General features: G+C 38.9%; 19 protein-coding genes. 12 read left to right on the top strand and 7 right to left on the bottom strand.

From position 1 onward, the window contains the following. Window positions 1–11 precede the first annotated feature (11 nt). The 6 genes from QBK89_RS00720 to QBK89_RS00695 form a co-directional block, all read right to left on the bottom strand. Window positions 12–920 carry an ROK family protein gene (locus QBK89_RS00720; protein WP_284139086.1) on the bottom strand — a complete coding sequence of 303 codons (909 nt, stop codon included), beginning with the start codon at window positions 918–920 and terminating at the stop codon, window positions 12–14. Between the two features lie 87 nt (window positions 921–1,007). Beyond that, the gene (locus tag QBK89_RS00715) at window positions 1,008–1,175 is read right to left on the bottom strand and encodes a DUF6903 family protein (protein WP_284139085.1); all 168 of its coding nucleotides are present in this window, start codon (window positions 1,173–1,175) and stop codon (window positions 1,008–1,010) included. After that, window positions 1,165–3,336: a 1,3-beta-galactosyl-N-acetylhexosamine phosphorylase gene (gene gnpA / locus QBK89_RS00710; RefSeq protein ID WP_284139084.1), complete on the bottom strand. Its 2,172-nt coding sequence runs from the start codon at window positions 3,334–3,336 to the stop codon at window positions 1,165–1,167. Before gnpA ends, QBK89_RS00715 begins: the two co-directional genes overlap by 11 nt. Before the next feature lie 9 nt (window positions 3,337–3,345). Beyond that, entirely contained in the window at window positions 3,346–4,227 is an 882-nt protein-coding gene (locus QBK89_RS00705) for a carbohydrate ABC transporter permease (protein ID WP_284139281.1), read from the bottom strand. 17 nt (window positions 4,228–4,244) lie between these two features. Then, window positions 4,245–5,135 carry a carbohydrate ABC transporter permease gene (locus QBK89_RS00700; protein ID WP_284139083.1) on the bottom strand — a complete coding sequence of 297 codons (891 nt, stop codon included), beginning with the start codon at window positions 5,133–5,135 and terminating at the stop codon, window positions 4,245–4,247. A gap of 96 nt (window positions 5,136–5,231) precedes the next feature. Beyond that, window positions 5,232–6,587: a carbohydrate ABC transporter substrate-binding protein gene (locus QBK89_RS00695; protein WP_284139082.1), complete on the bottom strand. Its 1,356-nt coding sequence runs from the start codon at window positions 6,585–6,587 to the stop codon at window positions 5,232–5,234. A 163-nt stretch (window positions 6,588–6,750) separates the two neighbouring features. Here QBK89_RS00695 and QBK89_RS00690 point away from each other — a divergent pair, with 163 nt between their 5' ends. The 12 genes from QBK89_RS00690 to QBK89_RS00635 all read left to right on the top strand — a co-directional run bounded on the left by QBK89_RS00690 (window position 6,751) and on the right by QBK89_RS00635 (window position 17,888). Beyond that, entirely contained in the window at window positions 6,751–7,593 is an 843-nt protein-coding gene (locus tag QBK89_RS00690; protein ID WP_284139081.1) for an AraC family transcriptional regulator, read from the top strand. A 426-nt stretch (window positions 7,594–8,019) separates the two neighbouring features. After that, window positions 8,020–9,012, top strand: coding sequence for a UDP-glucose 4-epimerase GalE (gene galE, locus QBK89_RS00685; RefSeq protein ID WP_284139080.1), 993 nt, complete (start codon window positions 8,020–8,022; stop codon window positions 9,010–9,012). A 6-nt stretch (window positions 9,013–9,018) separates the two neighbouring features. Further along, entirely contained in the window at window positions 9,019–10,500 is a 1,482-nt protein-coding gene (galT, locus tag QBK89_RS00680) for a UDP-glucose--hexose-1-phosphate uridylyltransferase (RefSeq protein ID WP_284139280.1), read from the top strand. Between the two features lie 812 nt (window positions 10,501–11,312). Beyond that, entirely contained in the window at window positions 11,313–12,539 is a 1,227-nt protein-coding gene (locus QBK89_RS00675; RefSeq protein ID WP_284139079.1) for a hypothetical protein, read from the top strand. 78 nt (window positions 12,540–12,617) lie between these two features. Next, window positions 12,618–13,778 (top strand): hypothetical protein, encoded by a 1,161-nt coding sequence (locus tag QBK89_RS00670; protein WP_284139078.1) that lies wholly within the window; start codon window positions 12,618–12,620, stop codon window positions 13,776–13,778. A gap of 28 nt (window positions 13,779–13,806) precedes the next feature. Further along, complete coding sequence (locus tag QBK89_RS00665; RefSeq protein WP_284139077.1) at window positions 13,807–14,703, top strand: ATP-binding cassette domain-containing protein; 897 nt, start codon at window positions 13,807–13,809, stop codon at window positions 14,701–14,703. Between the two features lie 48 nt (window positions 14,704–14,751). After that, window positions 14,752–15,432: a hypothetical protein gene (locus QBK89_RS00660; RefSeq protein WP_284139076.1), complete on the top strand. Its 681-nt coding sequence runs from the start codon at window positions 14,752–14,754 to the stop codon at window positions 15,430–15,432. 115 nt (window positions 15,433–15,547) lie between these two features. Then, a complete protein-coding gene (locus QBK89_RS15105; protein WP_481937817.1) occupies window positions 15,548–15,937 on the top strand; it encodes a hypothetical protein in 390 nt (129 codons plus the stop codon). 99 nt (window positions 15,938–16,036) lie between these two features. Next, window positions 16,037–16,426: an alpha/beta fold hydrolase gene (locus QBK89_RS00650; RefSeq protein WP_284139074.1), complete on the top strand. Its 390-nt coding sequence runs from the start codon at window positions 16,037–16,039 to the stop codon at window positions 16,424–16,426. Between the two features lie 101 nt (window positions 16,427–16,527). Beyond that, complete coding sequence (locus QBK89_RS00645; protein ID WP_284139073.1) at window positions 16,528–17,040, top strand: DinB family protein; 513 nt, start codon at window positions 16,528–16,530, stop codon at window positions 17,038–17,040. A gap of 38 nt (window positions 17,041–17,078) precedes the next feature. Continuing rightward, complete coding sequence (locus QBK89_RS00640; RefSeq protein ID WP_284139072.1) at window positions 17,079–17,438, top strand: VOC family protein; 360 nt, start codon at window positions 17,079–17,081, stop codon at window positions 17,436–17,438. A gap of 45 nt (window positions 17,439–17,483) precedes the next feature. Continuing rightward, window positions 17,484–17,888: a VOC family protein gene (locus QBK89_RS00635; protein WP_284139071.1), complete on the top strand. Its 405-nt coding sequence runs from the start codon at window positions 17,484–17,486 to the stop codon at window positions 17,886–17,888. Between the two features lie 136 nt (window positions 17,889–18,024). Here QBK89_RS00635 and QBK89_RS00630 read toward each other — a convergent pair whose 3' ends face one another. Beyond that, complete coding sequence (locus QBK89_RS00630) at window positions 18,025–19,320, bottom strand: acetamidase/formamidase family protein (RefSeq protein WP_284139070.1); 1,296 nt, start codon at window positions 19,318–19,320, stop codon at window positions 18,025–18,027. Window positions 19,321–19,383 lie beyond the last annotated feature (63 nt).

Here is a 19,383-nt window from a genome sequence, read left to right as displayed (position 1 = left end):
CCGTAAGATTACTAGCTTTCAAACACGCGGAGTCCTGCACCGACAACACCTTGTTCGTTTTTAAGCTGACTGATCTCCATATTGTTCAAGATGTGCTGTTGCTCTGGAAGGAGACTACTTCCTAGCTTCTCCTTGATAACATGGAGAAGAATTGGATTATTCGTCGCTACACTACCACCAATAACAATTTTATGTGGATCTAGTAAGCTATTAACCATGTATATTCCTTGTGCTAATGCAGTTGCCGTTTCGTCAATCAACTGCTGTGCATGTATATCCCCATCATAATACGCATCGAATAGTTTCTTTGCTGTGATTGATGAATCATCGAAACGATACTTCGCTTCTTTCTCAATAGCTGGCCCAGAAGCGATTAGCTCAAGTCTTTCCAATCGCTCTAGTCTATCCTTTCGCGGACTAAGCACAGGAATTAAACCTAGTTCCCCTGCAAAGCCCGCACCACGTACAAATTGTCCGCCTTGAATAATCGAACAGGAAATTCCTGTACTAATCGTTAGGTAAACGAGTAGCTGATCATTCGTTAGCTGTGCTTGCTTCCACTCTGCAAAGGCCGCCATATAGACATCATTATCGATTCGAATCCGCTCGATATGTAATGCCTCTTTGACGCGCTCAACAAACGGAAAATTATCCCATGGTAAATTGTTTTGAAAGACGGCAATTCCTTTCTCCCGATCTACCTTTCCTGGCACACCTGCTCCAATGCCATAAATATGATCTAATGGAATACTAGAATGATTGAGAAGCTGCTCTACACACCCAATCACCTGTTGGAACATCTTCTCGCGATCAGAGGGATCACTTTTCACAACTTCCTTTTGGATCAAATCGCCTTTTTCATTGACAATGCCAGCGGCGATTTTTGTTCCTCCGATATCGATTCCAATCGCATACTTCATAACCGAACACTTCCCTTCATCGCTGATTTTTATAATCAGGTAGGAATTGCTATTTTCATTGGAAAAATCGTGTCACATACCGATTGGTCACGTAAACTTTCGATTGTAATTCCAAAGCAAAACGAGCAAGCCTCCAAGTCCGACTAATTGCATAAACAAAAACGTTCGCCCAACGGTTCGCTGTCCATAAATGATCAAAAACATACAAAAGAGAAAGAATACGACTTTTAGAATACGAGAAAGATTATCTTTCATCCTGCCATTCCTCCCATATAATTGCACTTGGTGCTAGTGACACATTCCGCTTTACGCCGTTTCCATCATATACTTCTGTTTCTTGCGGCTCATTCGAATTATTCACAATCGCATATTTCCCAGCTTCTGGATATGCATGTATTTCACAATGAATATTTGATGCATGCCAAATCTTATATTCTTTTTCTTTATTTGCCGCGTAATACATAGCCCGCATTAATAATCGCGTATTGGAATGACTATACGGTAACCCGGCAATGTAAACCGATCTACCCTTACCAAATGGTGCACTAGCTAAATGCACATCTCCATCCGAATTCTCAATAATCTCTGTATCTTCTCGGGTAGCATAAACGTTTTTCATGCTTTCCCCAAAATCATACGTATCGATATCTTCTGCAATAAAGTGGTTTTGTGTAGTCGCTGTATAATATTTATTCGTAGATAAGCTAAAGCCTAATTCCTTATCTACACCAAGCACGTTCGCAAGCTGGAAGAAACGTCCCTCATGATGATATGCAGTCGGTTCTCCAATTCCAATAAATCCTCCGCCATGAAAGACCCATTCGGTAATTTTTGCAACTAATGCTTCCTCCTGCCAGCGCTCTCCACCGGAAAATGCTGTTCCCATATCACCCGCATTAATAATGACGTCAATACCTTCTGGGACCCCATTCTGAATTACATCATCAAAGCTAATGAATTCTACTTCAACTGCCGATCCACTTAATGCTTCTAATACACCTTGGTACGAATAAATTTGCTTATACCATTTGCCGTGTGCGACGATATGTGTTTGCCAAGATCTTAGCTTACCCCATGAATTTAATATCGCTACACGTAATCCGGTATACGGCTTGACATCTTTAATATTGCTATAAATTTCGCGAAATTCATCGGTAACTTTTTCAACATAGTCAACGAACGCTGGGAATTTATAAGCAAGACTTAAATAGCCTCCATAGCCAATTCGATCTAGCGGCTTTCGCATTAAGGCACGACGAGCAGTAAGCCAATTTTGATTTGCTTCAATTACTGGATCATTGCCTTCATAAAACGTATCTGGGAAAAAGTATGGTAAAAATCTTCCCTCTGTATATTTCACATGCGGAATGTCTGAAATGATTCGTAGCGTTGTTCCATCACCAACACTTCCAACAACAGCATCCAAGCCTGTTTCTTTAAAATATTTTCCGTACGGCTCTGTTCCAATCCAGTTATCACCAAGGAACATCATCGACTCTTTTCCAGATTCGCGTACAGTATCGACTAATTCCTTTACTTCCTTCGCTACAAACTGCTGAATAAAGTCCATATAATCTAAATAGGCTTTAGAAGGAACACGGAACGTAGAATTATAGTAGCCTTGATCGACAATATCCTCTGGTCTTAAACGATATCCTTTTTCTTTCTCAAACGCTTCTAATGCTGCAACCGATACACTTGCACCATAACCAAACCAATCAACAAATTTTTCTTTTCCTAAATTGTTGAATACAAGGGTAAAGTGATAGAAAAATGTGGTGAAACGAACAACATCTGTGTCAGGGTTTTCCTGCAACCATTGCTGTAAATATTGCTTCATAAATTGGTTTGAATGTGGCTGACGAACATCAAACGGAATTTCATGTGGCTTGTCGCCCCAATCATTCGTAATATGGTTATACATTTGGGTAGGATCCCATTTCATATAGGCAAGAAAGGATACGGTATATTCATGCCATGGTGTTGCATCATGAACTGTCAATACATTATTCTCTTGATCGACAGTCCATTTCTCCTGGTCTACAACTGCACCAGTAGTCCGGTCAATAACCTCCCACCATTTCTTCGGGTCATGTACATAATCCGCTTCAATTTGCTCTTCGAAATAGCCAGTTAAAAACGTAATATCCAGTGTTGTAGATGTTGCCGTATTATACTGGGACATTAAATATAGCTGCTGTACTTCTTCTGGATGCTTTTCAGCAAATTCATTATGACTTCTCGCCACAAAATACGTCGTATAGATTTTGGCATCCAATTGCTTAATTTCATCATCAAGCTTTGTTCCGTCACTATCTCGAAGCGCATCTGCACCCCAGCGCGCCATTAATTCCTTTGTTTCTTGTAAAAAATTCTGCTCACTCGGTAAGGTTACTCTTCCTGTTTGTTTTTTCATCTGATACACCTATCCTTTCAATCCTCCAACCGTCATCCCTTGAGTTAATCGTTTTTGTACAATAATGTATAAAATTAATGTTGGTAGCATGACAATAACCATGCCTGCATACATTGGTCCGTAATTTACGGCGGCTCTTTCCGCTGCCATTAAGTTCAATAAGCCGACTGGCAGTGTTTGGTTTTCTCCTGGCATTAATGTCAGCGCAAGAATATATTCGTTCCAAAATAGGAGAAAATTAAATAACACGACAATAACAATACTCGGCATTGCCATTGGAAGCATTACCGAAAACATCGTGCGAAAATATCCTGCTCCATCAATACTTGCAGCTTCTTCAAAGTCAGCAGGTAATGTTTCAAAATAACTGGAAAGCAGAAAAATAGTGAACGGTAATGCCGTTGATGCATAAACAAGCGCAAGCATGAAACGATTGTTTAAAAAGACACCATCACCCATAATGACACGTAATGCGGTATCCCAATCAAGTAGCATAAGAAAGATAGGAACAGCAATATAACTCATATTGATAAATAACCCTGCTTTTACAAAGCTATTCAAAAATTTACTTCCTCTAAATGTAAAGCGTGATAATACATATGCTGCTGGTAATGCAACAGCAAGCAAAATTACTAATGCTAATACCGTAACAATGACAGAGTTAAGTAGATACTCTCCCATTTTTGCCTCATTAAATGCTTCTATAAAGTTTTGAAAATGAAAGCCATTTGGCATTGCCCAAGGACTGCCATAGAACTCTGCATTTTCCTTAATAGAAGCGAGAAACACCCATCCAACTGGAATAAGGATGGAGATTGCTAATGAAATTAATGCAACATATACAAATAATCGAAATAACTTTTCTGTGCTAATACCTTTTGATTTCTTCATCAATCTGCCAAACCTCCTTAATATTCCAGTACGTCACGCTTCGTAATTCGTGTAACAATCGCTGCAAGAACAAATGAGAAGGTAAAGACAACGACTCCGATTGCCATTCCATAGCCGTATGTTGAGTTCCCGTAGGCTTGTGCATACATGTAGGAAAGGAAAACTTCTGTCGATCCATCTGGTCCACCATTCGTCATCGCTTTTACAAGCAAGAAGCTTAAATTAATCGTACTAATGATAAAAAATGTTAATGTTGTTCGGATATTGTTCCAAATTAGTGGAAGGGTGATGCTCGTAAACTGCTTTAATTTACTAGCGCCCTCTAATGATGCAGCTTCGTAATAGCTTGCAGGTATACTTGCCATACTAGACATGTACATGACCATGTAATATCCGATCGCCTGCCAAATTAACGCACCCGCAATACTATAGATAACAATTTCTTGATTTCCGAGCCACATTTGCTGAAGATTTTCTAGGCTTAACATACCGAAAACGCTGTTTAACAATCCATTTGATGGATCATAGATTGCGGAGAAAATACCCGCAATAACAACGACAGAAAGGATGTTCGGAATGTAAAAAATGACACGGAAGAAGTTAGCTCCTCGTACATTTTCTTTCGTAAGAATTGCTGCAAAGAACACCGCAAAAACAACAGTGATCAACGCTACTACAACAATTAACAGGATGGAGTTTTGAAAGGAACGAATGAAATTCATGTCATTCCATAACGTTCTAAAATTATCTAAGCCCACAAATTGCTGTGTGTTAGAAAAGCCTCCCCATTGATACAACGACATCCGAAACACTTCTATCGTTGGAATAACCATAAATAAGAGAAATAATATTATTGCTGGTGCAACACTAACCAGAATAAATATATTTCTCGACTTCGATTTACTCATCTCGTTCACCTCTCTTAAGCAAATAAAACGGCGAGCCTGTATACCCACCGTTTTATTTTTAAGTTACTGTCGTTCTTATACAGGCATACAAATCATTTAATTCATTGCATCTCTTAGCTTATCACTTGCTGCTTCGACATTTGCCTGCCATTCTTTATACGAAATTTTTCCACTCATGACACTGTCGATTGAACCATATAATGTATCTCCCATATTTACACCAGGTACAGGCTTTGTTGAAGCAAATGTACCCATAGCTGGAAGTGCACCTTCACTCTCATAGACACTGTAGAATGTTTTGTTTTGTCCTTCTAATTGATCAATAATTCCATTCACAGGCTGAATCGCACCTGCTTCTAGGAAAATTTTTGCTGCTTCATCGGAATACATGTACGAAATAAATTCTTTCGCAGCATCTTTATTTTTTGCAGCTGCTGGAATCCACATTTGCTCAAAGAAAGTAAATGCATAGCGGTCTCCACCTTCTTCAAAAGCAGGCATTGGCATCATAGCCCATTCAAAGTTCTCTGCTCTTGGTGCTTCCGCCATTTCTCCTGCAACCCATGTTCCATTCGGCATGAATAATGCTTTATTATCCAAGATTAATCGTTGGTTCTTTGTAAAATCGTTCGGATTCGCATTTGCTACCGTGTTCTTTTCTGTATAATCCTTTAACTTCTCAACTGTTTCGAATACTTTCGTTGCTTCTTTTGACTCCCAAATTCCATCTTCATAAGTCATTGCAGAATTAAAGAAGTCTGTACCTCCTGCAGCATAAAGCATGGATCCGATAAATGTATCAAAATAACCAGTTGTTGGGTATGTGAATAAGGAAATACCTTCTGCTTGTGCTTTTTCTCCTAGCTCCCACATTTCATCCCATGTTTTTGGAACTTCCCAACCTTTTTCTTCTAATAGACCAGCATTGTAGAATAATCCTGTTGGGCTATAGAACATTGGTGCTAAATATGTTTTACCATCTGCATATGGATTTGTTGCTAACGTATTAGTGAAACCAGATAACATTTTATCTTTTACGTTAATATCCTCACCATATACTTTTCCTTCAAATACATCTGAAATATCTTCTAAGCCATTTTCCTTAATTAACGTTTCTGTTAATGCTTCTGGACGTCCAGTTGCTAGTAAAACAGCATCTGGATATTCTCCAGCCTGCATGTTCGGACGAATGACCTCTTCTAAATTCTTCTTTAATGTTAATTCGATTTTCACATTTTCATTTGCTGCCTCGTAGGATTCAGCGATTTTGTTCCACATATCTGCGCCATATGCAGATTCTAATGCGGCTACTTTTAGTGTCGTTTGCTTTCCCTTATCCTTGTCACCTGCTGCATCATTGTTATCGCCTTCTTCTTTATCCCCAGAACAAGCTGCCAGGCCGACAACTAACAAAACAAGTGCAAACATCCAAACTATTTTCTTGAGCTTCATATGCGTGCCCCCTACTTTTTTTATTTTCCACATCTTTATCGTACAAATAATAAAACGCTTTCACAATAAACATCTTGTTGATATTTTTAGTTATATTGCTTTTTATATTATAACTCGATAAAATAATATAGTAACAATATGCTCCATCGAAAGGATGAGATGAATGTCCTATGAAGTTTATAAAATGAAGGATTTTTCGGTGGAAAAAATGCCCTTTAAGCTGTTATACATTACCCATTCTGAATATGACAAAGGCTGGCATAGCACGCAGCACACGCATCATTTTACAGAGCTTTTTTATATTGTAAAAGGAAAAGGAGCATTCGTACTTCCACAAAAGGAAATTCCGATTAAAGAAAATGATCTTGTCATTATTAATCCAAATGTCGAGCATACAGAAAAATCAAACCCACAGGATTCCTTGGAATATATTGCATTAGGGATTGAAGGACTAGCCTTTTCGCTACCAAAAGAAATGGATTCCAGTGTTGGACTTTACACCTATCAAGGAGATCGGAAGGACATGCTCTTTTATCTTCAAAAGCTTTTAGTAGAGGTCCAGCACGGGGATGCAGAATACGAGATTGTTTGTCAAAATATAATTGAGATTTTAATTGTAAAGCTACGAAGAGAAAAGAATTTCAAGGTGGAGCAAATTGAAACAAAGAATGTAAACAAAGCGGTCGCATTTGCTATGCATTACATTAATCAGAATTACCGTGATAATATTACACTTGATAAGCTTGCCAAGGTTGCCCATATTAATAAGTATTATTTGGCACATAGCTTTAAAAAGGATATGGGCGTCTCTCCCATTGACTATTTAAATAAAATCCGTGTGCGTGAGGCACAAATTTTATTAGAAACAACCGATTATCCTATCTCTTATATTGCTGAAATTATCGGGTTTTCTTCACAATCATTTTTTGCACAAGCGTTTAAACGAAGCACAAACGAAACACCTTCAAGCTATCGAAAAGCGGCAAAGAGTAAAGGAAGCGTATAACTTGTACGGTAAAGAGCATCCAATGCAAATTTTGTTGGATGCTTTTTTAGTGAAATTGTTTTTCGTTTACGTTTCGTAACTTTTTCGAAAAAAATCCGCCATTCTACTATACTAATTAAACAAGATAGATTAGACTAACAGTAGTCCCCTATTTTTTTGATTGATAAAACAATCGCTTGCTTTCCCTTCTTTGTTGCAAGCATATATTTATTTTCCACACTTCACCCTGTTCATCACGGTGTTTTTTGTATTTTTATTGAACAGGAAAACGACTATTATGAAGGACTGCAGTTGCATTTCAGCTCCGGTTTGTTCGCATACTCATGGATACATGAACTTTTGTAAGGAAGAACATTGGTGCATGATGTGAATGAAAGCAGTCTTTATGACATTAACCAAACATGATTTCCCTGAAGGAGTGGTAAAATGAGTATTTTAGTTTTAGGTGGAGCAGGATATATCGGCTCCCACGCAGTTTATCAGTTAATCGATCAAAAGAAAGACGTAGTTGTTGTCGATAATCTGGAAACAGGTCATCGAGAAGCACTGCACCCCAATGCAACCTTTTATCATGGTGACATTCGCCAAATTGATTTTCTCCGCACTGTATTTCAAAAAGAACAAATTGATGCCGTTCTCCACTTTGCAGCGAATTCGCTCGTTGGAGAATCTATGGAAAATCCATTAAAATATTTTGATAATAATGTTTACGGAACACAAGTATTACTTCAGGTGATGACAGAGTTTCATGTAAAGCATATCGTCTTTTCGTCTACTGCAGCAACCTATGGTGAGCCAGATCACGTGCCAATTACAGAAACGATGACGACAAACCCTACGAACACATATGGTGAAACAAAGCTAACAATGGAAAAAATGATGAAATGGACAGCAAAGGCTCACGGAATTAAGTTTGTATCCTTGCGCTATTTTAATGTTGCAGGTGCAAGAGCAACTGGCGAAATCGGTGAAGACCATCATCCAGAAACCCATCTTATTCCGATTGTCCTACAAACCGCATTAAAGCAGCGTGACAATGTAACCATCTTTGGAGACGATTATGCTACACCAGATGGGACGTGCATTCGCGATTACATTCATGTCGAGGATTTAATTGCTGCCCATTTGCTTGCGCTTGATTATTTACAGCAAAATGGCGAGAGCGATATTTTTAATCTAGGTAGTAATCAAGGCTTTTCCGTGAAAGAAATCGTTGATGCAGCAAGAAAAGTAACAGGTGAAGAAATCCCGGCATTAATTGGCCAGCGTCGCGCAGGGGATCCAAGTAAATTAATCGCTAGCTCCGCAAAAGCAAAAAAAATACTCGGATGGCAGCCTACTCGCACATCCATTACAACGATTATCCAGGATGCTTGGAATTGGCATAAATCACATCCACATGGATATAGAAAGGATTAACCGATGATGATTTACAACGATATAGCAGGCCTCGTGCAACAGGCAATCCAAACCGAACTCATCGAGGTGATAGATGCACGTTACACCCGAAACCAAGTAATGCAGTTACTTCAATTGGATAGTTTTCCTGATTCAATTGCTGAAACGACAGATTCTATTCCGAATCTATTAGAAAAAATCGTCCAATACGCGGTCGAAAATGAAGTCATTGAAGATACGTTTGATCAGAAGGACATTTTATCTGCGAGCATCATGAATTGCTTTGTAGCTCGTCCCTCAGTTGTTCAACATACGTTTTATGAAAAGTATGCGCAATCCGCTGAGGCCGCAACCGATTATTTTTATGCATTAAGCAAAAACAGCAATTATATTCAAATGAAGCAAATCGCCAAAAACATCCATTATAAAGCAGATACAGCTTACGGAAAATTAGATATTACGATTAATCTTTCCAAGCCTGAGAAAGACCCAGAACAAATTAAGCGTGAGCGCGAAAGTAAGCAGCATGCAGTCCAATATCCGAAGTGCGTATTATGTGTAGAAAATGAAGGATATGCTGGACGGATTAATCATCCGGCGCGCGCAAACCACCGCGTAATTAACGTACCTCTTTTTGATGAAAATTGGTATTTACAATACTCACCATATGTTTACTATAATGAACATAGCATTCTTCTTTCGGAAGAGCACCGTAACATGAAAATCGATCGAAATGCCTTTGCCCGATTAGTGGAATTCACAGCAAAATTCCCACATTATTTTATCGGTTCAAATGCAGACTTACCTATCGTCGGCGGCTCTATTCTTTCGCACGACCATTATCAGGCAGGTCGCTATGAATTTGCGATGACAAATGCAGAAAATGCTTTTTCATTTTCACTGCAAGGATTTCCGGGCGTAGAGGCAGCAGTTTTAAAATGGCCATTATCCGTTATTCGACTACAAAGTAAAAGCAAAGACCAGATCATCCATGCAGCAGGTCACATTTTAGAAACGTGGAAAAGCTATGATGATGCCAATGCGGATATCATCGCATTCACAGAAGAAACACCACATAACACGGTAACACCAATCGCCCGACGTCGTGGGCAGCAATATGAGCTTGATCTTGTATTGCGCAATAACCGTACGACTGAAGCGCACCCATTAGGAATATTTCATCCGCATGAGGACGTACATCATATTAAAAAAGAGAACATCGGACTAATTGAAGTAATGGGCTTAGCCGTCCTACCAGCAAGACTAAAGGACGAGCTCGCAACCATTAAGCAATATTTGCTTAATCAACCGGTAACCGTAGCAGCATACCATCAAGCATGGGCAGAACAAATGAAAGCAAAATATACCCCATCTACAATAGAAGAAGCAGGAGAAATTGTAGAAAAAGAGCTTGGCTTGAAATTTGCACGTGTGCTAGAAGATGCAGGCGTATTCAAACAAACTAATGAAGGAATCAAAGCCTTTAAACGATTTATCCAAACATTATAGAGGAAAGCGTACGCGTGAGCTCGATTGGGCTCACGCGATTTTTTTTGGGAGTGGGGGGTGTTCTCGCTCGAGTTTGGGGGGATCGTCGCTCGAGTTTGGATGGTTCTCGCTCGTTTGGGGAGTTCTCGCTCTAATTTGGGTGGTTCTTGATCGTTTGAGGCACTTTCCTGATCGATTTGAAGCGAATCCTGATCGTTTGGGCAGCTTCTCGCTCGAATTGGTGCAGTTCTCGCTCGAGTTTGCGGGGATCGTCGCTCGAGTTTGGATGGTTCTCGCTCGTTTGGGGAGTTCTCGCTCTAATTTGGGTGGTTCTTGATCGTTTGAGGCACTTTCCTGATCGAATTCGGGCACTTTCTTGATCGTTTGAGGCACTTTCTTGATCGTTTGGAGCACTTTCTTGATCGTTTCGAGGCTTTCTCGATCGAATTCGAGCGTTCCTTGATCGTTTGGGGCACTTTCCTGATCGATTTGAAGCGAATCCTGATCGTTTGGGCAGCTTCTCGCTCGAATTGGTGCAGTTCTCGCTCGATTTAGTGCATTTCCCGCTCGATTTGAGCAGTTCTCGCTCGATTTGAGCAGTTCTCGCTCGAGTTCGACGCATTCTTGCTCGAATTAAAGCAATTCCGGAGCAACTCCCGCTCGTCCCCGCCAAATCTAGTGCGAATGATCTAATAGGACAGCCGTTTACTTTTCTATCCCCTTCTGCTAGACTATTTTTTAAATAGTTAAAAATATTTAAAAAATAAACTTATATACATATCCTGTTCTCGATAGGGCGAGCAACGAAAGTATGATCTAAAGGGGAAGAAACAATGAACAAAGCTTTATTTATTCATGAATTTAAAATGATTAGTAGAAGTAGGAAAAACATCCTGTTTATCATTACATTAGTCGCATTAATGCTAAGCTACTTTTTTATTATCCTTCCTGTTAAACAGACCCCTGATTCTTTTGATTCCAACGAGGTGAAGCTAGAGCTCAAAGACTTGGCTGCGGTTCAAGAAGGAAAGAAAGCTCGTGGTGCAACTGGTTTTTCCTACATGTCTGGGAGAGCTGTGTTTGCTGAAAATGAATACGCATATAATGTTCGGAATCGAATGGTCTATGCTTTTGATGATGGAAATTACACCAGATTTTTACGACTTCGGATGATTGATATGGCGAATAATTATATGAGTCAATCGATGGATGAAGCGATTATTAGAGATTCTCCTTTTCCAGGAAAGGATATAAATCATCGCTTTAATCAAACTATCATACGCTATGAAGGCTATTTAACTGAAAATCACCCAATTACATATAAAGTGATTGAACAAAAAACAGCTTTACAAACAGTAAAACAATTTCTAGTTAGTTCGGCCGTGCTCATTGTACTATTTTGTGCGATCTATTTTAGTAGTGACATGCTCACGAAGGATCGAAAAAACCAATCCATTATGCAAGGGCTCCCTATATCTTGGTATCGACGAATCAATTTAAAAACGACCGTCGCATTTTTTTATACGCTGCTCGTTTTAACAGGGCTACTTTTTGTATCGATCATCGTGCTTACGATTCAAAATGGCTTTGGCTCCTTTTCCATGCATGTGCCAATCTCAATGCAAGCAAGTGCTGAGGAGCTTGCTTATGGAAATTATTATGCATATGATTTCATATCGATGGGACGATTTTTCTTGTTAGCACTGGGATATTTGCCCATTCTTATCTATTTATTTATTCGGTTGAACGCCATATTAAGCTTACTTTTAAAAAACACTTGGGGTGTGCTAATGGTAGGCACGATTTTCTTATTTTCCGAGCGAATTTATTTCACAAGAACAACACGAGACTTATTCGGCATTGAAATTAGTAATCTGCCACAAACCTATTTTGACTTAGGAAAAATCATTGTAAATGATAAAAACTTTCTTGTTAACTTAGAAACAATGACATATGAAAAAGGGCTGCTTGTCCTATGCATTAGTCTTGTAATCGTTGAAGTTACCCTGTTTATCGTATCTCGAATTGTAAACAAACGCCGCTTTTACTATGGAGTTTAACTATTTTCATTAAAAAAGATATTGATGCATGTGGCAAATGATAGATAAGGATATTTTCCACAGAAAGGATACGGCAATATGTTTTGGAAATATACGCAATTTGAAACAAAGCTATTGTGGCATAATCGAAAAAATCTCTTTATAGCGCTATTCTTACTTCTCTTTTATTTTATATTTTTCATCTATTACAACCAAGGAGAGCAACTAACCTTAAAGCAGCAAAAATATGAAGAACAAGGCATCATGAATGCGACATTTGAGTATGTTGATTATTTACGCGATGAAGTTCCAAAGGTTGAAGAAGTATATCAGTTATTAACCGAACAATCCTCTTTAATAAACTATCAAGTGTTTTATTTAGGCGTGGGCGATGATCAGGCGCAGTATATTGAAAATGGACTTGAGTTAAATCAATTGCGGTTAAAGGTGCATGAATTAGGGAATGAGGGGATTCCGAATCACCTCATTAAACCGAAGGATGAAATATTAAAAGAGGACGCAATATTACATTATATTAAAAAGCATCAATTACCAATTGAAGACGATTCTTTTGCGACAAATGATTTTTTTGTTAAAGCACAGCAAGCTATGAGCGGATTGTTGCTTCTAGTAGTCGCGCTTATTGCAGGTAGTGAGCTATTAATTTATGAGCAGCGTCACCAATCGGTCGTGAAAGGATTCCCATTGCCATTTATGAAAAAAGTAAATCAGAAGGTGGCTGTCCATTTTGTTCATGTTTATAGCTTATTAATCGTTGGTTTTTTCATTGGAACGATTTATGCAGCGTCAACGCTTCAAGCGAGTAATTTTTCCTTTCCTGTACTCATCTATGTAAATGAAAGCTATATAGCCGTATCAACACTACAATATTTACTTTATGTATTTCTTGGATTTGCCATCGTTTTAACGCTTTTACTCTATGTATCTGTTCTACTAAACATGCTATTTCGCAATGCGTTTGCTAATTTACTTGTTGGTCTCGGTATCTTTTTTCTTCCTGATTTATTAACTGCTACCGGGATTTCACCGAAGATTTTAGCCCCAATCAAATATATGGATATTGCAAAAGTATTATCCGGAGAATTAGCAATACAATTTGGAAACAGCACGATTGATTATTGGCACGCGTTAACATGGCTCGGCGGACTACTGATACTTGTTGTCAGCATAATCTATGGAATGAATCGTTGGACATACCATCGACAGCCAAAGGATATGCCTTTAGTAAAAACTTTTTAGCTAAATTATTATGGAAATGAGGATGCTTATGCTGAAATTAAAGGACGTTTCCGTTGCATATAAAGAAAAGAACGTATTAAATAAACTAAACCTTTCAGCTGAAAAAGGCGAAGTTATCGGGGTAGTTGCTCCAAATGGAACGGGAAAGACGACATTGTTCCATGTAATGGCAAACTTTTTAAAGCCGAATGCAGGAACGGTCACCTTTTTTGATTCGATTGAATATAAGACCGAGAAGGATGAGCTTACCATTCATAAACAGCTTGTCACCTTTCCAGATCAAGGGGATTTATTCGATGAGCTATCAGGAGTAGATCACTTGAATCTATATGCCAATCTTTGGAAAGGAACAACAAAGCACGTTCCAGATATTATCGATCGGCTACAAATGACAAATTACGTGAAACGAAAGGTGAAAACATATTCTTTAGGGATGCGCCAGCGCCTCTGCTTTGCCATGATGGCTGCAGCTGATACTCCCATTATGCTCATGGATGAAGTAATGAATGGCTTAGATGTTGCGAATGTAGCGATGATATCTAACCATCTGTTGCAAATGAAAAAAGAAGATAAATTAATATTCATCGCTTCCCATCTATTAGAAAATCTTGATTTATATGCTGATCGTGTGCTTTTCCTAAAGGATGGCGTCATCGTTTATCAGGAAGATTTGCATGAAGCCTCTGTTGACTATATAAAAATCGAGTTAAAACCAGACCAATATAAAACGCTTTGTAACGATATAGAAGTACCCGAGGAGCACCATTATATTGCGAAACGCCTTTTCTGTTTGCCTTTATCAAACTTAACTCCTGAAGAGAAAGCCACATGGATCGAACGGCTTTTACTATATAAAGGAAAGGATTTAACGATCGGACCTTTAGGAACGGTGGAATTCTATGAAAAATATTACCATGAGGAATAATAATAGCAGTTGTTGTACGGCTAGTAAGTGGATTGGGAGTGATCACCTATGAGGAAAGCAATTATTTTTATTGCCTTACTTGGGTTAATAACATTGAGCGCATGTCAACAACCTTCCGAAACGGTTATTCGCTATCAGGAAAACTTTGAAATTATTGGTGAAGAAAAAGAAGCAATGGTTGGGAATATTAGTGAGACAATTTATGATTCTATCGATCGGAGCAATGCAGCGGCCAAAGAAGTCCAGCTTGCTCCCATCGCTCAAGATGGTGAAGAGGTAACACTTCCTGAAGGCAGATACCAAATTTCTGGTCAAATTACTGGAAATATATATATTCGTGATGAAGCTGGAAAACTATTGTTTCACGAGGTAATCGCTCCATACCCCTCTGGCGTAGAAAGGGTTACCATCGATGTAAACAACTCTCATACTGTTCGAGTGGACGGCTTTGAAGAAGTATTCATTACCCCTGTAGCAACAAAGCTATCTACTGAATTAACAACTGGTATTTGGGAAGTTGGAAAAGACGTTAAAGAAGGAATTTATCGTGTGGCTAGCAGTGGGTTTGGAAGCTTTATCATATTTAAGCAAGGTGAAAGCCCTCGTGTTCATGAACTTTTTAGTAGTCATGAGAATCGCGAAACGACCTTTGATGTTCATTTACAAAAAGGACAGCGCATTATTGTTTCAGGTGCTACAATGGTACAACTAGAGAAAAAAGGAAAGTAAAATAAGCAAAAGAATCGCATTTCATTCGAGAAGTGACTGAAAGGAGCTCGGCGATGACATACACCTCAGATAGACTACAATTCCGCCATATGAAAATAAGGATTTTTCATTTTTAATGGCTTTATTAACAGAGCCAAAAATGGTTCGGTATATCGGAAACGGTCAAGTTAAAGATACACAGGCTGGAAAGGACTTTTTGAATTGGATTTATCGGATATATGAGATGGGTGACGGACTAGGCTTAATGGTACTAGAGAAAAAGGACGATCGTACGCCAGTTGGGCATGCTGGATTAGTTCCACAAACCATTGAGGGAAAACAGAAATGGAAATTGGTTATTGGATTTCAAGAGAACATTGGGGCAACGGATATGCCACCGAGGCTGCGAAAACGCTTTTGGAAAACGGGAAACAAAACCTTCAACTTGAACGATTTATTGCACTTATACAACCTGCAAATATTGCTTCCCAGCATGTTGCCAAAAAATAGGCATGCATGTGTTTAAAAGAATACAATTAAACAACCAAGCTGTAGATGTGTATTCCAAATCCATACAGGAGCAAATTTATTAGGCTTAGATAAGGATGATTTCTGTACAGTCAACATGAATACGTTAATGCAATCCTATTACTCTATGCTTTCTCTACTTCTCGATAACGGTGCATATTTTAACTTTCAGTATGTCGATCTAACAAACAAGAAAAAGATGGATGAAATTGATCAAGAAGGAATAGAGAGCGCCCCTAACTTCCAACAATATATATTTTCATCAGAAGAATTTTTTCAAGATTTTATCCCACTATCACTTGCTGTTCAGAAGCCTGTCTTAATCATTGCTGGGAAAAAAGATGATGCAGTCGGACCGACACATCATCACGCATTTAAATTTCCGATATACGATATTCAACAATTAAATACCGGGCATCATCCTTATGTAGAACATCCTTCCGCATTCAAAAGGGCAATACTTCGCTTCATACACGATAATTACTAACACATAATAGTAAAGTAAAAACGCATCGATGCAGGAATATGCTTCTTTTTAGAGAATATATATATAAGAATGCTATTTTCTAGTGAAGGGATGTATCGCTCATGAATAATGCACTGGATGAAAAGCTACGAGAAACAAGAAATAAACTTCTAAATGAATTTTCTTTTATAAGCGATACCCAATTTAATATGCAGCCTGATGAAGATACATGGTCTGTTGCACAGGTTTGTCATCATTTAGTTTTAACAGAAGAGGCAACGATAAACGCTGTCAAATGGGGATTAAGCCCAGCTAATCATGAGCACACAGAGCCGAAAAACATCCATTTAATATTAGATCGAACGCGAAAGGTTTCCGCCCCAAAGGTGGTCGCCCCAGCTGTTGAAGCATTTACAGTGGATGAAATGATAGATTTATTTAATCAATCAAGGGAAAAATTACTGACCTTCCTTGCTTCCATAGAGGACACACCTACCCTAAAACAACTTGCTGTAAAGCACCCCTTCTTTGGAAAGTTGCCGCTAGATCAATGGATAGAGCTCGTACATTTACACGAAGCTCGACATATTGAACAAATTCAAGAAATAAAAGCACGTTTAAACGATGAAGAATAAATTCTAATTAGCTTGATTTCAAATAAGGAGCAGGGGATATGTGGAAAAGCATTGAATGTGTTGCCATTTACACAGATAACTTGGAAAAATCGGAAGCATTCTATCAATCACTCGGATTAGTGAAAGCTTGGGAGACATTTCAAGACAATGAAAACCGCTGGAAGCTTGTTGGAATGAAGTTTCCTGATGGCGATTCGGAACTGATCCTAAAAAACAATCCTGAATTAAAATTTGCTGAGGTTGAAATCCTCGTTGACGATGTAAAACAAACCTATGAGGCACTAAAAGATAGTCACGATATTCAGTGGATTCGCACACCTTTTCCTAACTCCCTAGGCGGTCATGTTGCTGTAATGCAAGCACCAGATGAAAATGTTTTTGTTCTAGTTGGCGGATAGGATGAACGGAAATTGCTCCTAGCGTATTTCTTAAGGAGGAAAAAAATGATTTTTGAGATGACAGTACAAGTACGTGTACATGATTTTACAAGAGGAAGTAACTGGTATCAAACCTTTCTTAATAGAACACCTGACTTTATCCCTCATGATGGGTTTGCTGAGTGGGAAATAATACCTGGCTGCTGGTTACAAGTCGCTGAAGGAACTCCATCAGAAAAGAGCGGTCCGATACGAATAGGAGTTAGCGACATTGAAGGAGAAAGAGAAAGGCTTGTACGCATATTAGAAATTGATAAATTTAAGATACACCAAAGAGAAGAAGTTCCTGTAAAGTGGGGAACACTTTCTGATCCTTGGGGGAATCTTCTTGGCCTTTTTGAATACATTGACAAAAAAGAAGAAAAACAAAGAATAAATGCACTACTCCCAACTTCGAATCCACATAAATAAGGTTTATAGTTATTACTCAAAAATGATTTTAAGTTTAAACTATAAGCAGCAATGCGCATCATAGGCATTGCTGCTTTTTTATCCCACATAGATCATCTGAAAATGTTCGATGCTTTACAGCCAATAATTTTCCCTTTTATAACAAGTACTGTTCTTTAACAATGGATAAGATGCCTTTTTTCTCTAAATAGCGCGTCGGTGCTAAAAATGTCACGGTAACAACTCCCGGATGTCGTCCAATTTCAATGGAACCATTGATGGTAGCCCGATTCATTACCTCTGGAACGGTAATATCAAAATATGCCGCCGCTCTTTCTAGACCATTCGTTGTTGCTTCATTCAGATCTGCACCAGTTCCGATAAAGGATATTGGAAGCACCTCTTCAACCTCCGCTACTCCCCATTCTTTACTTAAATGAACTGCTTGCTCTTTCTCTTCTTTTGTAAAAGGCTTGGCAAGGTATGGAAGGTCTTCTTCAACTGGCAGAAGGATAGGTCCATTTATTTGCATGCCCTTCAAAACATTCACCTGTAAATGAACAACGCCCGCTACATCAGCAGTATGCCCTGCGATTTCTCCGTCTCCTTGCATGGCATGCATGTCACCAAGGTAGACGCCACCGCCTGGAACCTTTACTGGACAAATTAGCACTGCACCAGCTCTTACACGATTAATATCCATATGGCCGTCTGTACGATCCTCAAGCTGTTCCTTTGTAATACCATAATCATGTGGAGCATCAATTAAAAACTGGCCAAAGTCACCTGCATTATGGGAATCTGGTAATGCCCGTGCAGGAGTTGTTCCTAATTGTCCTAAAAACGGGCGTAGTCTAGCCATTGTTCCCGGCATACCATGCGGAGCAAATGTCACGATTGGATTCTGAATCGAATGCTCTGGTGTATTCATATAATGCTTTCCATTTTCAGCTACTTTTTCTGCTGCTTCTTTATTTAATGTAATACCTACTGATTTCTTCTCATTAAATGCAATTGAATAAGCATGTGTAAATATAAAAGGTGTAATATCCGTGTCACAGGTTTTGCAATGAACTGCTTTTTCACCAATTCCCTTAATAACCGTTTCTGGATTGACTGTTCCACATGTTGGACATTTTGCAGCAACAAATGGATCACCATTAAATCTTCCATCAATCGGCTCATCATTCCCCGATGCAGTCACGACTGATGTTACATCAATAGACTTAATACGGATGGCAATTGCATCCCCCACTTCTGCTCCTTCTACAAATACTGGCTTTGTCACCTCATGACCGCCCTTTAAAGCAGGTGTAATCATAGGTCCCCAACAGCCTGGCGCGGTATTTGCGACAATCTGTCCCCCATCCTTCACAACGTATTCCATCTCTTTACTCGGATCAAGAATTCCATCTGTAAATCTGTCTACATAAACGGTTTGCTTGGCAACCATTGGAATAACCTCCTTCTAGTATTCAATACACTTTCATTTTACACCGATTTGAAAACGCTTTCT

The sequence above is a fragment of the Virgibacillus sp. LDC-1 genome (genome assembly GCF_030137545.1).
Lineage (GTDB): Bacteria > Bacillota > Bacilli > Bacillales > Amphibacillaceae > LDC-1.
This window is presented reverse-complemented; position numbering and strand designations above follow the sequence as displayed.